Annotated in this window: 13 protein-coding genes; 7 read left to right on the top strand and 6 right to left on the bottom strand. The window is 63.8% G+C overall.

Annotated features, from left to right (window positions below):
- Positions 1–202: 202 nt before the first annotated feature.
- The gene (locus tag CAF70_RS01160; RefSeq protein ID WP_085621540.1) at positions 203–1,093 is read right to left on the bottom strand and encodes a LysR family transcriptional regulator; all 891 of its coding nucleotides are present in this window, start codon (positions 1,091–1,093) and stop codon (positions 203–205) included.
- Between the two features lie 136 nt (positions 1,094–1,229).
- Here CAF70_RS01160 and CAF70_RS01165 point away from each other — a divergent pair, with 136 nt between their 5' ends.
- On the top strand, positions 1,230–2,720 hold the full coding sequence (locus CAF70_RS01165; protein ID WP_085621541.1) for an aldehyde dehydrogenase family protein: 1,491 nt from the start codon (positions 1,230–1,232) through the stop codon (positions 2,718–2,720).
- Positions 2,721–2,885: 165 nt separating this feature from the next.
- Positions 2,886–4,172, top strand: a complete 1,287-nt coding sequence (locus tag CAF70_RS01170) for an FAD-binding oxidoreductase (protein WP_085621542.1) — start codon at positions 2,886–2,888, stop codon at positions 4,170–4,172.
- Between the two features lie 93 nt (positions 4,173–4,265).
- Here CAF70_RS01170 and CAF70_RS01175 read toward each other — a convergent pair whose 3' ends face one another.
- Positions 4,266–5,693: a mechanosensitive ion channel family protein gene (locus CAF70_RS01175; RefSeq protein WP_085621543.1), complete on the bottom strand. Its 1,428-nt coding sequence runs from the start codon at positions 5,691–5,693 to the stop codon at positions 4,266–4,268.
- Positions 5,694–6,010: 317 nt separating this feature from the next.
- On the opposite strand from CAF70_RS01175, the gene ycaC (CAF70_RS01180) reads away from it, so the two are divergent.
- The 4 genes from ycaC (CAF70_RS01180) (at position 6,011) to CAF70_RS01195 (ending at position 10,155) form a co-directional block, all read left to right on the top strand.
- Positions 6,011–6,640 (top strand): isochorismate family cysteine hydrolase YcaC, encoded by a 630-nt coding sequence (gene ycaC / locus CAF70_RS01180; protein ID WP_015272313.1) that lies wholly within the window; start codon positions 6,011–6,013, stop codon positions 6,638–6,640.
- A 115-nt stretch (positions 6,641–6,755) separates the two neighbouring features.
- The gene (locus tag CAF70_RS01185) at positions 6,756–7,064 is read left to right on the top strand and encodes a hypothetical protein (protein WP_085621544.1); all 309 of its coding nucleotides are present in this window, start codon (positions 6,756–6,758) and stop codon (positions 7,062–7,064) included.
- Positions 7,065–7,103: 39 nt separating this feature from the next.
- Positions 7,104–7,922 carry an alpha/beta fold hydrolase gene (locus tag CAF70_RS01190; RefSeq protein WP_085621545.1) on the top strand — a complete coding sequence of 273 codons (819 nt, stop codon included), beginning with the start codon at positions 7,104–7,106 and terminating at the stop codon, positions 7,920–7,922.
- A 391-nt stretch (positions 7,923–8,313) separates the two neighbouring features.
- Positions 8,314–10,155, top strand: coding sequence for an amidohydrolase (locus CAF70_RS01195; protein WP_178076338.1), 1,842 nt, complete (start codon positions 8,314–8,316; stop codon positions 10,153–10,155).
- Positions 10,156–10,322: 167 nt separating this feature from the next.
- Here CAF70_RS01195 and CAF70_RS01200 read toward each other — a convergent pair whose 3' ends face one another.
- From CAF70_RS01200 to CAF70_RS01210, 3 genes are all read right to left on the bottom strand, one after another.
- Positions 10,323–11,921, bottom strand: a complete 1,599-nt coding sequence (locus CAF70_RS01200) for an MFS transporter (protein ID WP_085621547.1) — start codon at positions 11,919–11,921, stop codon at positions 10,323–10,325.
- 1 nt (position 11,922) lies between these two features.
- Positions 11,923–13,185, bottom strand: a complete 1,263-nt coding sequence (locus CAF70_RS01205) for an OprD family porin (RefSeq protein WP_085621548.1) — start codon at positions 13,183–13,185, stop codon at positions 11,923–11,925.
- Between the two features lie 202 nt (positions 13,186–13,387).
- Positions 13,388–14,299 carry a LysR substrate-binding domain-containing protein gene (locus tag CAF70_RS01210; RefSeq protein WP_085621549.1) on the bottom strand — a complete coding sequence of 304 codons (912 nt, stop codon included), beginning with the start codon at positions 14,297–14,299 and terminating at the stop codon, positions 13,388–13,390.
- A 280-nt stretch (positions 14,300–14,579) separates the two neighbouring features.
- On the opposite strand from CAF70_RS01210, the gene ycaC (CAF70_RS01215) reads away from it, so the two are divergent.
- Entirely contained in the window at positions 14,580–15,209 is a 630-nt protein-coding gene (ycaC, locus tag CAF70_RS01215) for an isochorismate family cysteine hydrolase YcaC (protein WP_085621550.1), read from the top strand.
- 178 nt (positions 15,210–15,387) lie between these two features.
- On the opposite strand, the gene CAF70_RS01220 is transcribed toward ycaC (CAF70_RS01215), so the two are convergent.
- Entirely contained in the window at positions 15,388–15,681 is a 294-nt protein-coding gene (locus CAF70_RS01220; RefSeq protein WP_085621551.1) for a hypothetical protein, read from the bottom strand.
- Positions 15,682–15,814: the final 133 nt, after the last annotated feature.

Genomic DNA, 15,814 nt, shown 5'->3' on the forward strand with positions numbered 1-15,814 from the left:
GCTAGCTTCCTGGTTGGGTTCGGACGCTTACATGAAAGCTGGGAATGCACTCGCCTCACAAGCGAAAAAAAGTGAGTGTGTCATTCCTTTTTTGATCGACCTCAAGGGCCCTATCGCGGGCACGCCCGCTCCCACAGGGACTGTGCGCAGTCTGAACCTTATGCAGTACCTTGTGGGAGCGGGCGTGCCCGCGAAGAGGCCCTCAAGCCGATAACTGCTCACGAATCCATTCCACCAACGCCCTTACTTTGGGCACCTCCGCCGCATGCTCGGCATACGCCAGGTAATGCGCCCCGGCACTGCGCATCGCATGGTTCCACGGCACCACCAAACTCCCCTCCGCCAATTCCTTCGCCGCCAGGTAACGCGGCACCAGCGCCACCCCGCACCCGGCCTGTGCCGCGCTCAAGGCCATATAGAACGTATCGAAGCGCGGCCCGTGGTAGGCGCTGACGCTCTGCAAACCCAATTCCAGGAACCACTCGTGCCAGGCCTCCGGCCGCGAGGTGCTCTGTAACAGCACCAGCCCGGCCAACGCCTCGGCACCCTCCAGCTCCCGCCCGGCCAGCAATTCCGGCGCACACACCGGCACCACCTCTTCACCGAACAGTTCCACGCAGGTGGCCCCCGGCCACGTGCCCTGGCCATAGAAGAACACCACGTCTGCCGAGCCCTGCAGCAGGGCGAACGGCTCCATCTCGTTGCGGATGTCCAGGTGGATATTGCTGTAGCGCTTGCCAAAGCCCTTGAGGTGCGGGATCAACCAGCGCACGCCAAAACTCGGTTGAGTGGCTACCTTAAGTATCTCGGTCTGCTCGCCGTAGGTAAGTACGTAGCGGCTGGACATATCCACCTGCGTGAGGATCTTGTTGACCTCGGCCAGGTACAGGCTGCCCGCCGGTGTCAGCTGCAGGCGGCGGCGGATACGCAGGAACAGGTGGTGGCGCAACATGTCTTCAAGCTGCGCCACCTGCTTGCTGACGGCACTCTGGGTCAGGTGCAGCTCTTCGGCGGCACGGGTAAAGCTCAAATGGCGGGCTGCAGCTTCAAAGCACTGCAGGGCGGTCATGGAGGGCACCAGGCGTTTGGACATAGCGGTCTCTGCGGCTCAAATCATTACCTGACGGAATGATATGCGGAATAAAGGTCGTTTGTTGTACCTATGTGATCGGATTAATACTGATCCACATCATTTTTCCACCCCATCACCCGATGTAGGAGAAGCACAAATGGTTGCTGGATTGCTCGAGCGCCTTGGCGTTGCCGCCGAGGCTTACACCCAGGGCGACTACCCTGTTCACACGCCGATCGACGGCAGCCAGATCGCCTCGGTGAAACTGCTCGGCAAGCCCGAGACCATCGCCCGCATCGATCAGGCCCAAAGCGCCTTCGAAGCCTGGCGCAGCGTACCGGCCCCACGTCGTGGCGAGCTGGTGCGTCTGTTCGGTGAAGTGCTGCGTGAGCACAAGGCCGACCTCGGCGAGCTGGTATCGATCGAAGCCGGCAAGATTACCCAGGAAGGCCTGGGCGAAGTGCAGGAAATGATCGACATCTGTGACTTCGCCGTCGGTCTGTCGCGCCAGCTGTACGGCCTGACCATCGCTTCCGAGCGCCCTGGCCACCACATGCGTGAAACCTGGCACCCGCTTGGCGTGGTCGGTGTGATCAGCGCCTTCAACTTCCCGGTTGCCGTCTGGGCCTGGAACACCGCCCTGGCCCTGGTCGCCGGTAACTCGGTAGTGTGGAAACCGTCCGAGAAGACCCCGCTGACTGCCCTGGCCTGCCAGGCGCTGTTCGAAAAAGCCCTGAAAGCCTTCGGCGATGCCCCGGCTGGCCTGGCACAACTGGTGATCGGTGGCCGTGAAGCCGGCGAAGCCATGGTCGACGACCCGCGCGTACCGCTGGTCAGCGCCACCGGCAGCACCCGCATGGGGCGCGAAGTCGGCCCGCGTGTGGCTGCCCGCTTCGGCCGCAGCATCCTCGAGCTGGGCGGCAACAACGCCATGATCCTGGCCCCGAGCGCCGATCTCGACCTGGCCGTGCGTGGCATCCTGTTCTCCGCCGTCGGCACCGCCGGCCAGCGTTGCACCACCCTGCGCCGCCTGATCGTGCACCGTTCGATCAAGGACGAAGTGGTGGCCCGCGTCAAAGCTGCCTACGGCAAGGTGCGCATCGGCGACCCACGCAAGGACAACCTGGTGGGCCCGCTGATCGACAAGCAGTCGTTCGACGCCATGCAGGGCGCGCTGGCCAAGGCCCGCGACGAAGGTGGCCAAGTGTTTGGTGGCGAGCGTCAGCTGGCCGACCAGTATCCGAATGCCTACTACGTGTCGCCTGCCATTGCCGAAATGCCGGCCCAGAGCGACGTGGTGCGCCACGAAACCTTCGCCCCGATTCTGTACGTGCTGGCTTACGACGACTTCGAAGAGGCCCTGCGCCTGAACAACGAAGTGCCACAAGGCCTGTCGTCGTGCATTTTCACTACCGACATCCGTGAAGCCGAGCGCTTCCAGAGCGCCTCGGGCAGCGACTGCGGCATCGCCAACGTCAACATCGGTACCAGCGGCGCCGAGATCGGCGGTGCGTTCGGCGGCGAGAAGGAAACTGGCGGTGGTCGTGAGTCTGGTTCGGATGCCTGGAAAGGCTACATGCGTCGCCAGACCAACACCGTGAACTACTCGCGCGAGCTGCCGCTGGCGCAGGGTATCGTGTTCGACTGATCGGTTGATGCTGCATGGCCGGGGGCATGGCCCCCGGTTCGCGGGCAAGCCCGCTCCCACAGGATCTCCACTGCCCTTGAGGCCTGTGTGGTCCCTGTGGGAGCGGGCTTGCCGGCGATGGGCTGCAAAGCAGCCCCAACAAGAACAAATTGCTGGAGCCGGGCCATGTCCGAACTGCGTCAAGAATGCTTGTGGGAATTCGTCAGCAAACCGAGCGTCGCCGCCCAGGCCCTGGCCGGTGAGCACAAGGCCGATGTCTGCGTGATCGGAGGTGGCATTACCGGCCTGTCGGCGGCCATCCACCTGCTCGAACAGGGCAAGTCGGTGATCCTGCTGGAGGCCTGGAAGATCGGTCACGGTGGCTCCGGGCGCAACGTCGGCCTGGTCAACGCCGGCACCTGGATCCGCCCCGACGATGTCGAGGCCACCCTCGGCCTGCAGCAGGGCAGCCGCCTGAACAAGGTGCTTGGCGAAGCCCCGGCCGAAGTGTTCGCCATGATCGAACGCCTTGGCATCGACTGCCAGGCCCAGCACAAAGGCACGCTGCACATGGCGCATAACGCCACCGGTATCGCCGACCTCGAAGCCCGCCACGAACAATGGCGCCGCCGTGGTGCCGATGTGGAGCTGCTGACCGGTGCCCAGTGCCAGGAATACTGCGGCACCGACAAGATCTCCGCCGCGTTGCTCGACCGCCGCGCCGGAACCATCAACCCCATGGGCTACACCCAGGGCCTGGCCGCAGCGGTGGCGCGCTTGGGTGGCAAGCTGTACCAGCAGTCATCGGTCGAAGGCCTGGAGCGTGACGGTGATGCCTGGCGGGTGAAGACCGCGCGTGGTTCGGTGCGTGCCGACAAGGTGGTGATTTCCACCGGCGCCTACACCGAGGGCGACTGGAGCAACCTGCAGAAGCAGTTTTTCCGTGGCTACTACTACCAGGTAGCGTCCAAGCCTTTGCAGGGCGCCGCAGCCGACAAGGTGCTGCCACATGGCCAAGGCTCCTGGGACACCCGCACCGTGCTCAGCAGCATCCGTCGCGACGACCAGGGCCGCCTGCTGCTCGGCAGCCTGGGCCGGGTCGACAACAAGCCGGCATGGTTCGTGCGCAGCTGGGCCGACCGGATCCAGAGCCACTATTACCCGGAACTGGGAAAGGTCGAGTGGGAAATGCACTGGACCGGCTGCATCGACTTCACCCCAGACCACCTGATGCGCCTGTTCGAACCGGCGCCGGGGCTGGTGGCAGTGACTGGCTACAACGGGCGGGGCAATACCACCGGGACCGTGATTGGCCGGGCGTTCGCCGAGTTCTTGCTGAAGGGGGAGGAGGGCAGCCTGCCGATCCCGTTCTCGCCGATGAAGGGCGTGAGTGCGCCCTCGCTGCGGACGGCGTTCTACGAGTCCGGGTTCTCGCTGTACCACGCGGGGCAATGCCTGAGAGTTGTGTTGTAAGCACTGGCCCCTTCGCGGGCATGCCCGCTCCCACAGTGAGTGCTGTGGTGGACATGTGGGAGCGGGCGCGCCCGCGAAGAGGCCAGCACAGGCTTACTTGTGCAGCCAGCTGAGGAAGCCGCCTTTCTTGATTGAAACCGGCTTCTGCAGCAACAACGACTCCCGGCTCTGCCGCCGAAACCGCTGCAACTTGCTCAACGCCGTCTGCACATCGCCGCGTTGCACCAGGCAGCTCTTCACCTGTTCCTTGTCGATCCGATACAACACGCAACCGGTCAGCGTGCGGAACTCGGCCAGCGATTCCTCTTCGTCGATGATCCCCTCGATACCCAGCACCTCACCCGGCCCCATGCGCCCGGCCTCGACCAGCCTGTCGCCATCGCGAATCGACGCCGACACCACCCCGCTGCCAATCACCAGCAAATGATCGGAATGCTCGCCCACGCCCAGGATTACCTGGTCCGCCAGGTATTCCACCGCCGTCATGCGCTGGCTCAGCGCATCGCGCTCTTCACTGCTTAGCGAGCGGAACACCCGCACCTCGTCCAGCACCTCGCGCTGGCGGCTGCGGGGTGGCATGGCCAGGTCGGCATTCCACATTACCCCGCTGGCCTCCAGGTGCCGGTGGGCCAGGTCGAACAGCTGGTTGCGCGCGTCGCCCTTGGCGCCTGCGTCGGCCACGAAGCCACTGGCTTCGTACTCCACTGATTCCAGCGTCGAGGCTTTCACCGTCACCTTTGGTTTTGGGCTTGCAAGAATGGCACTGACGCCTTGCAAGGCCTTTTCCAGCGCATCGAACACCCGCTTGGGCCGCACCTTGGCCGGCACCACCACGGTAATCGATACCCCGTGCACATCGGCCGGGCGGCTGTGGTTGAGCAGCCGCGCCTTGGCCGCCACCGAGTTGGGGATCACTGCCAGGCTGCCGTTGCTGGTGAGCAGGCGGGTGGCACGCCAGTCGATTTCCAGCACTTTGCCTTCGGTGCTGTCGATGGAGATCGAGTCGCCAATCTGATACGGCCGCGTGGTGTTGAGGATGATGCCACTGAACACGTCGGCCAGTGTGCTTTGCAGCGCCAGGCCGATGACGATGGCCATCACCCCCGACGTGGCCAACAGGCCCTTCACCGGCAGCTGCAATACATAGCCTGCGGCAGCGACCACGGCAGCCAGAAAGATCAGCGCCCCCAGCACATCCTGCAGCAAACGCCCGCCATGGCTGCCGCGGGCCACCAGCAACAGGCCGAACACCACCGTAACCGTGCGTGCGCCGAACAGCCACCAGCCGATCGCCAGTACCGTGGCGAGCAGGTTGCGCGAGACGTCATCGGGCCAGGGTGGCGGTTGCAGCGGGCTCATGCCAGCTGCCATCAGCACCGCGCTGAACAGCAGGAACAACACCAGCCGCGCGGCGATGCGCCAGGCCCGGTGCTGCAGAGGAATGAGCTGCCAGAGCACGAGGTCGAGCAGGATCAGGGCGATGCCGAGCAACAGCGGGTATGACTGGATGAACGCCAGCATGGTGGTCTCGGGTGAGGGAGGGCTGTGGGTAGTAATAGAGCAGGTTGGCCGGGCAGGCAATGACAGCCTGTGCCGGCCTCTTCGCGGGCTTGCCCGCTCCCACAGGGATCGCACATCCATCAAGTTATGCACAACTACTGTGGGAGCGGGCAAGCCCGCGAAGAGGCCGGCGAGACCAACATCAATTTATCGTTCCTTAAACAGAACGCTAGGGCCAAAAACCGCTATCTACCGCTGAAAATGTGTTGGTTTTAATCTTCTCCCATCAACGCGAAACACCCAACTTACTGAAAATCAAAACCCTTAGGAGCTACCCCATGACCAACTTCAAATACAACCGCCTGAACAAAGACGACGCCGCCGTACTGCTGGTCGACCACCAGGCTGGCCTGCTGTCGCTGGTCCGTGACATCGAGCCGGACGCTTTCAAGAACAACGTATTGGCCCTGGCCGACCTGGCCAAGTTCTTCAACCTGCCGACCATCCTCACCACCAGCTTCGAACAAGGCCCGAACGGCCCGCTGGTGCCAGAGCTGAAAGCCCTGTTCCCGGACGCCCCGTACATCGCCCGTCCAGGCCAGATCAACGCCTGGGACAACGAGGACTTCGTCAAGGCGGTGAAGGCCACTGGCAAGAAGCAACTGATCATTGCCGGCGTGGTGACCGAAGTGTGCGTAGCCTTCCCGGCGCTGTCGGCCCTGGAAGAAGAGTTCGAAGTGTTCGTGGTCACCGATGCCTCCGGCACCTTCAACGCCATGACCCGCGACGCCGCCCATGACCGCATGAGCCAGGCCGGCGCACAACTGATGACCTGGTTCGGCGTGGCCTGCGAGCTGCACCGCGACTGGCGCAACGACATCGAAGGCCTGGCTGCGCTGTGCTCCAACCACATCCCGGACTACCGCAACCTGATCACCAGCTACAACGCCTTCAACGCCAGCAAGTAAACCGATCGCCCCGGGCACCGCCAGTCGGTGCCCGGCAAGGCAGCACACCTGTCCAATCCAGCGCCCGTCCGCCGTTGCACAGTGGATGCGGGCAAGCTCATCCCAAGGAACGCTGATGAACACCGCACTCCAAGACAACCGCGAAGTGGTAACCGTATGCCTGCAACACCAGGTTCTTGATAGCACCCCGGGCACCACGGCAGCGCAACCGCCGCGCTGGAAGCAGGCGCTGCTGACCTACCTGGTGATCTGCCCGATGACCATGGTCATTCCGCAACTGCTGGCGCCGCTGTTCGCACGCTTTCCGCAGCTGGGCGGTGTGATTGCCGGCAACCTGATCGTCAATGTGTTCGTCATCCTGCCCGTGGTGTTCTACATCATGCCTTGGGTAACCCGCCGCTGCGCCAACTGGCTGCGTGGCTGAGCCAGGCCTTTACCTCGACATTTTCAAGGAGATACCGACATGAGCACCTTCGTTACCCGCGATGGCACTTCGATCTACTTCAAGGACTGGGGCAGCGGCAAGCCGGTGCTGTTCAGCCACGGCTGGCCACTGGATGCCGACATGTGGGATTCGCAGATGGAATTCCTGGCCAGCCGCGGCTACCGCGCCATCGCCTTCGACCGCCGTGGTTTCGGCCGTTCGAGCCAGCCGTGGAGCGGTTACGACTACGACACCTTTGCCGACGACATCGCCCAGCTGATCGAGCACCTCGACCTGCGCGACGTGACCTTGGTGGGCTTCTCGATGGGTGGCGGTGACGTCAGCCGCTACATCGCCCGCCACGGCAGCGAGCGGGTGGCCGGGCTGGTACTGCTGGGCGCGGTAACGCCGGTGTTCGGCAAGCGTGACGACAACCCTGAAGGCGTCGACCTGTCGGTATTCGAGGGCATCCGCGCCGGCCTGCGTGCCGACCGGGCGCAGTTCATCGCCGATTTTGCTGCGCCGTTCTATGGCATCAACCATGGGCAGCAGGTGTCCCAGGGCGTGCAGACCCAGACCCTGAACATTGCGCTGATGGCATCGATCAAGGGCACCCTGGATTGCGTGACCGCGTTCTCCGAAACCGACTTCCGTCCGGACATGGCCAAGGTCGATGTGCCGACCCTGGTGATCCACGGCGACGATGACCAGATCGTGCCGTTCGAGACCACCGGCAAGCTGGCGGCGGAACTGATTCGCGGGGCTGAGCTGAAGGTGTATGCAGGGGCGCCGCACGGGTTTGCGGTGACTCATGCACAGCAGCTGAACGAGGACTTGCTGGCGTTCCTCCAGAAGTAACTGTGCTGGTGCATTCGCGGGCTCGCCCGCTCCCACAGGGGTTACCACAGTCTTCAAGGCCGGTGGTGTCCTGTGGGAGCGGGCATGTCGAGGCGTCGAACCGCCGCGAAGAGGCCAGCCCAGGCAGCACAAAACCTGATCAGGGCTAACCTTCTACAACCCACCGCACATCCATCCAAGCCTTGCCCCTACACCAAACGGCATGCTCCGCAGTTGCGCCTGCCGCTGCCGCACCCAGACGGAGAACCCCATGTCCCAGGACCGCAACGACAAGACCCGTCGCCAGTTCCTCGCCACCAGTACCGTGCTCGGTGCCGCCGGCGCGTTCTGGTCCGCATTGCCCTTTACCGGTTCCGCCGGTTCCGCTCACGCATCCACCCAAGGAGGTTCCATGACCGCCGATCTCATTCTGTTCAACGGCAAACTGCACACCGTTGATCGTGAAAAGCCCACCGCGACCGCCGTTGCCATCAAGGATGGCCGCTTCATCGCCGTGGGCAACGACGCCGAGGCCATGGCCCACAAGGGCGCCACCACGCAGATCATCGACCTCAAGCAACGCACGGTCATCCCGGGCCTGAACGACTCGCACCTGCACCTGATCCGTGGTGGCCTGAACTACAACCTGGAATTGCGCTGGGAAGGCGTGCCGTCGGTGGCCGATGCCCTGCGCATGCTCAAGGACCAGGCTGCACGTACGCCCACCCCGCAGTGGGTGCGCGTGGTCGGTGGCTGGAACGAGTTCCAGTTCGCCGAAAAGCGCATGCCCACCCTGGAAGAAATCAACCAGGCCGCGCCGGATACCCCGGTGTTTCTGCTGCACCTGTATGACCGCGCGCTGCTCAACCGCGCCGCACTCAAGGCCGTCGGTTACACCAAGGACACGCCCAACCCACCGGGTGGCGAGATCCAGCGCGACAAGTTCGGCAACCCGACCGGCATGCTTATCGCCCGCCCCAACGCGATGATCCTCTACGCCACCTTGGCCAAGGGGCCGAAGCTGCCGCTGGAATACCAGGTCAACTCCACCCGCCAGTTCATGCGCGAGCTCAACCGCCTGGGCCTGACCAGCGCCATCGATGCCGGTGGTGGCTACCAGAACTTCCCGGACGACTATCAGGTGATCCAGGAGCTGGCCGACAACAACCAGCTGACCGTGCGCATTGCCTACAACCTGTTCACCCAGAAACCCAAGGAAGAGCTGGACGACTTCCGCAAGTGGACCTCCAGCGTCAAGCTGCACAGCGGCACCGACTTCCTGCGCCACAATGGTGCCGGCGAAATGCTGGTGTTCTCCGCCGCCGACTTCGAAGACTTCCTCGAACCGCGCCCTGACCTGCCGCAGACCATGGAACAAGAGCTTGAGCCGGTGGTGCGTCATCTGGTCGAGCAGCGCTGGCCGTTCCGCCTGCACGCCACCTACAACGAATCGATCACGCGCATGCTCGACGTGTTCGAAAAGGTCAACCGCGACATCCCGTTCAATGGCCTGCCGTGGTTCTTCGACCACGCCGAAACCATCACCCCGCAGAACATCGAGCGCGTGCGTGCGCTGGGCGGCGGCATCGCCATCCAGGACCGCATGGCCTTCCAGGGTGAGTACTTCGTCGACCGCTACGGCGCCAAAGCCGCCGAACAGACCCCGCCGATCAAGCGCATGCTCGACATGGGCGTGCCGGTGGGCGCCGGTACCGACGCCACCCGCGTATCCAGCTACAACCCGTGGACCTCGCTGTACTGGCTGGTCAGCGGCAAGACCGTCGGTGGTATGGAGCTGTACCCGGAAGGCCTCAGCCGTGACACCGCGCTGCAGCTGTTCACCCAGGGCAGCGCCTGGTTCTCCAGCGAGCAGGGCAAGAAAGGCCAGATCAAGGTGGGCCAGCTGGCCGATCTGGCGGCGCTGTCGCTGGACTTCTTCAGTGTTGATGAAGAGGCGATCAAGGGCATCGAGTCGGTGTTGACCGTGGTCGATGGCAAGGTGGTGTATGGCGCGGCGGAATTCGACAAGCTCGGCCCGCCTCAGGTGCCAGTCTTGCCGGAGTGGTCGCCGGTGACCAAGGTGCCAGGCCACTGGCGGGTGGGCACGCCATCGCTGGCAGCCGCCGTGCACCAGTGCAGCGGGCCATGCGGGGTGCATGCGCATAGCCATGAAAAGGCGCGGCATTCGAGCGTGCCGGTGAATGACTACCAGGGCTTCTGGGGGGCGTTGGGTTGTTCGTGCTTTGCTTTCTAAGCTGAGCTGATGTGAAAAGGGGGGCCAGTTATTGGCCCCCTTTTTTGTTCCTTCAGTGCTGGCCTCTTCGCGGGCTCGCCCGCTCCCACAGGTTCACCCCAGTCCTCAGGCTCTGTGCGATCCCTGTGGGAGCGGGCGAGCCCGCGAAGAGGCCGGAAAAGCCAACATCATTGGTGGGCCTTGTGCTCCCCACCCGCCAACAGATGCCGAATCTTCACCTCAACCCCATCGGTCTGCAGCATCCGCACCCGGGCCTCGATCTTCAGCTCACCCCGGGTTACCCGGTGGTGGTGCCGCAAATGCTCCAGCCACGACTCCTCGAAGAAGAATTCCAGCCACAACGCCGGGTCCGCACTGTCGCGCATCAACCCCCACGACAACGCGCCATTGCGCTTGCGCATCGCCTCCAGCTCCCGAGCTGCCTGCTGGAATGCCTCGGCCTTGGCCGGGTCAACGTGGTACTCCACGGTGACCATCACCGGCCCGCTTTCCTTGTCCATGTCGTCGCTCAGCAGCGGCACTGGCCAATGCAGTGAGGGAGTCAGCTCCTCGGCTGCGGTTTCCGGCAACGTCACCTTGCAGGTCAGCAGCGTGCCCAGCGCCAAACCACCTGCGGCCAGCAGCAGGCTCAAGGTGATCGTTGCATGGCTGGCCAGCGTGCCCCACAGCAACCCGCCACTGGCCATGGCACCAAAGAAGATCAGGATGTACACCGACAACGCCCGCGCCCGTACCCAGGCCGGCACCGAGGTCTGCGCCGCCACCTGCAGGTTGGACAACACAGCTATCCAGGCAGCGCCGCTGAGCAGCATCGCCGGCAGCAGCACATAGAAATTGCGCACCAGCGCCAGGGCCAGCAGGAACAGGGCATACAGCAGGCTGGCGAGCAGTACCAGGCGGTCGCGGCTGATGCGTTCGCGCAGGCGTGGCAGCAAGGTGGCGCCGGCCACCGCACCGATGCCGATGGCCGCCAGCAGCAAGCCGAAATCGGCGGCAGTGCCATGCATCTCGCCACGCACGATCAGCGGCAGCAGCGAGGTGCCGGCGCTGGCGCAGAAAAAGAACGCCAAGGCGCGTAGTATCACGGCTTGCAAGGGCTTGGCGCTGCGCGCGAAACGCAGCCCGGTGCGCATGGCGCCGACGAAGCGCTCGGCCGGCAGCAGCGGTTCCTTGACCTCGCGTTTCCACAGGAACAACACCAGAATCACCCCGGCGAACGAGATGGCATTCAGGGCGAAGGTCAGCCAGGGGCCGACCATGCTCACCACCACGCCCGCCAAAGCCGGGCCGATGGCGCGCGACACATTGATACCGACACTGGACAGCGCCACCGCGTTGGCCAGGTCGTCCTTGCCTACCAGCTCCGGTGTCAGCGCACTCCAGGCCGGCATCATCAGTGCCGTGCCGATGCCCAGCGCCAGGGTAAGCACCAACAGCAGGGTGACGCTCATCAGCCCGAGCAGGGTCAGGGCCGCCAGCACCACGGCAACCGCGGACATCCACAGTTGCACCAGCAACAGGTAACGGCGCTTGTCGACGATATCCGCCGCCGCGCCGGCCGGCAGGGCGAGGAAGAACATCGGTAGCGAGCCGGCTACCTGGATCAGCGCCACATGCAACGGGCTGGCCGACAGTGTGGTCATCAGCCAGCCGGCGCCTACCTCATGCATCCAGGTGCCGATGTTGGAAGCGATGGTGGCAATCCACAGCATGCGGAAGGTGGTGTTACGCAATGGGCTCCAGGCGCCTGAAGGGGATGTGCTCATGTCAGAAGCTGCCTTTGAGTGGGTATTCGATGATCAGGTAGATCCGGTCGATGTCATCGCCGGCCTGGGCCTGGTTGGCGCGGTGGCTGACGTGGGAAAACGACAGGCTCAGGTCCTTGGCGGCGCCCGACTGCACCACGTACTTCAGGTCGATGTCGCGCTCCCAGTGCTTGCCGCCTTCGCCGTACTGGCCCACGTAGGCGCCGCCCGCCGGGGCATGGCTGCCGTCGATGCCACGGCCGCTGACATAGCGCCCCATCAGGCTCAGGCCGGGGACGCCGAAACTGGCGAAGTCGAGGTCGTAGCGCAGTTGCCACGAGCGCTCGCCGGGGCCATTGAAGTCGGCGTACTTGATCGAGTTGGCCAGGTAGATGGAGTCGCCGCCAACGAAGTCGAACGGCGTGTCGCCCTCGACCTTCTGGTAGGCCAGGCTCAGCGCCTGGGCGCCGAAGCTGTACCTGGCCAGCAGGCTGTAGGCGAGGGTGTCGATTGCCCCGGCACTGGCATTGCCGGTGTCGCGGGTCTTGTACAGGTTGCCGTCCAGGCGCCAGTTGCCTTCGGCCAGGTTCAGGTTGAGGTAGGCCTGGCGCCAGGTGTCCTCCAGCTGGCCAGCGTACAGTGCACCGCCGAATGGCCCGTCGGGAGCGAACGCGGCACCGGCCAGGCTGATGGCACGGTTGTCGGTGCTAGCGCCGTAGCCGCTGAAGTCATCATGGCTGGAACTGTTGTCCTGATTGTTGAAGGCGGTGAAGCGCCCGGCCTGCAGGCGCCAGTCGGGCAGATCGGTGTTATCCAGGAACCAGCCGGTGGCGTACTCCGGGTGCAGGCGTTTGTCGCTGGTGTCGAACACCGGGGTTTCCACGGTCATTTCGCCGTAGCGCAGCTGGGTATTGCCCATCCTCAGCTTGAGTGCTGCACCGGCGCTGGAGTAGTCGGACTCGGCACGGCCATCACTGTCGCGCGGCAGCAGGCCAGTGCCGGCATGGCCGCGGCCGCCGTCCAGTTTGAAGCCGAGAAAACCATGGGCATCGATGCCGACGCCGAGTGTGCCCTCGGTGAAACCGGAGCGGATTTCGCCGATGAAGCCCTGGGCCCATTCCTGGCGGTAGTTCTGGCCACTGCCGGAGGGCGAGCGGAAGTCGCTGTGCAGGAAGTAGTTGCGGCTGAGCAGCGACCAGCCGGGCTCTTCGGCCTGGCTGAGCGCCGGGTACAGGGCGAGGGTGGCGAGCAGGGCGCGGCCTGGTCCGTGAGTGGCGCGGATCATGGGGGCTCCAGGGGGGATGATCCGGGATTGTGGATGAAGGATAGGCAAGGGGGCTTGTATGTGTGTGCTCTGGCTGGTCTTGCCTGTGCCGGCCTCTTCGCGGGCTTGCCCGCCCCACAGGTTCACCACAGGCTCTGAACCCTGTGCAATACCTGTGGGAGCGGGCGAGCCCGCGAAGAGGCCTGTACAGCCAACCCAGAACTCAAGCCATGTCGCTGATCGCAAACTCCTCGGCCAGATGATCGATCAACGCCCGCACCGACGGCAGCAGCCCCCGCCGCGACGGGAAGATCGCATGCACGATGCCGCAACGCGGGTGCCAGTCCGGCAGCAACTCCACCAGCCGCCCCGCCGCCAGGTCTTCACGCACCGCCACCCGAGGCAGGTGCGCAATACCCACCCCGGCCACCACGAAGTGGCGCAAGGCGAACAGGTCGTCAGTAACCATGCGTGGCGTGTGCGGGATGACGATGCTGCGGCTGCTGTCCTCGCCCTGGAACAGCTCCCACTGATACTCCCGCTGCGCGCTGCCCCAATGCACGCTGGGCAGCGTGCCCAGCAACTGTGGGTCAAACCCCTTGGGCAGTTGCTCCAGGTACTGCGGCTGACCGACCAGGCACTGGGTACTGTTGCTGAGTACCTTCATCACCATGTCGGTGTTCTCCAGCGGCGGAAAGCGTACCCGCAGAGCGACGTCGAAACCCTCGTGCAGCAGGTCGACACGGCGGTTGGTGCTCTCGATGAACAGCTCCACCTGCGGGTACTTGAGCATGTAGCGGGTCAGCATCGGCCCGACCCAGGAATTGAGCAGGGTGGTCGGGCAACTGATACGCACCAGACCGCGCGGTTCGCTGCGGTTGCGCTCGATGATCTCCGCCGCGCCCTCGGCCTCCACGCGCATGGCCAGGCAGCGGTTGTAGTAGGCCTGTCCGATCTCGGTGAGCGAACAATGGCGGCTGGTGCGGTGCAGCAGACGCACGCCCAGGCGGTCTTCGAGATCGGCGATGCGCCGGCTGAGCTTCGACTTGGGCATGTTCAGCGCCCGGCCAGCCGGGGCGAAGCCGCCGTGCTCGACTACCTGGGTGAAGTAGTAGAGGGAGTTGAGGTCTTCCAATGATCGGTCTCCAGGTACTTGGTTGCCTGTGCTGGCCCTTTCGCGGCTAAAGCCGCTCCCACAGGTACTGCACAGGGCTCAAGCCCGGCGCCATCCCTGTGGGAGCGGGTTCACCCGCGAAGAGGCCGGCACAGCCCCTACAAATCCATCGTTCATAAAACGGAACGCTAAAGCCAAATTCTGCTATCTACCGCCACAAAGGTGATGATTTTAATCTGTGCCCATCAACGCGAAACACCCCAGATTGCTGAAAAATTCATAACCTTCAGGAGCACAGACCATGAGCAAATTCACCTACAACCGCCTGAACAAAGACGACGCCGCTGTCCTGCTGGTCGACCACCAGGCTGGCCTGCTGTCCCTGGTCCGCGACATCGAGCCGGACAAGTTCAAGAACAACGTGCTGGCCCTGGCCGACCTGGCCAAGTTCTTCAACCTGCCGACCATCCTCACCACCAGCTTCGAACAAGGCCCGAACGGCCCGCTGGTACCGGAACTGAAAGCCCTGTTCCCGGACGCCCCGTACATCGCCCGCCCAGGCCAGATCAACGCCTGGGACAACGAGGACTTCGTCAAGGCGGTGAAGGCCACTGGCAAGAAGCAGCTGATCATCGCCGGCGTGGTGACCGAAGTGTGCGTAGCCTTCCCAGCGCTGTCGGCCCTGGAAGAAGAGTTCGAAGTGTTCGTGGTGACCGATGCTTCCGGCACCTTCAACGAAATGACCCGCGATGCTGCCCATGACCGCATGAGCCGCGCTGGCGCACAGATGATGACCTGGTTCGGCGTGGCTTGTGAGCTGCACCGCGACTGGCGCAACGACATCGAAGGGCTGGCGGCGCTGTGCTCCAACCACATTCCGGATTATCGCAACCTGATTACCAGCTACAGCGCGTTGACTGCGGGTAAGTAACAGCCCGTTAGTTGAATGCAAAAAAGGCCGGCTCCCTCTGTAGGGAGCTGGCCTTTTTTGTTTGCTGCGCTGGCCCTTTCGCGGGTAAACCCGCTCCCACAGGTACTGCACAGTTTCAGCGCCTGTGGTGATCCTTGTGGGAGCGGGTTCACCCGCGAAGAGGCCAGCAAGGACAACATCAATTCATGGGCTGCGACTCAATCCCATCCAGCAATGCCTCAACCAGCCCTTCTGCCATTTCGAGCGCATTCAGGTTGCTCCAGAACAGGCTCTTGCCGGTTTCATCCAGGTGTTCCAGGGCTTTGTAGCCACAATCGTAGGCGCCGCGCAGGTACTGGGCGACATGCACCAGGGCGTCGTGGGCAGAGACGTCTGGGTTTACTGTGAACAAAGGTGGATGGCCGGCATCGCAGCGGCTGAAGGCGCGTTCTTTGGTGTTGGGGAGAGGTGGATTGGGAACAATTTTTTTCATAGCCAAACTCCGATAGAGGTTGGCCGGCACCATCCGTTTCCACGCGAAGGGTGGCGGCTGCACGCGGGGTGGAAAGCCAGGCTATCGGAACCCCGGCAGGCCATTCGGCCTCCCGCGCGCAGCTGCCATGACA

It is taken from the genome of Pseudomonas sp. B19(2017) (assembly GCF_002113165.1).
In the GTDB taxonomy this organism is placed as follows: domain Bacteria; phylum Pseudomonadota; class Gammaproteobacteria; order Pseudomonadales; family Pseudomonadaceae; genus Aquipseudomonas.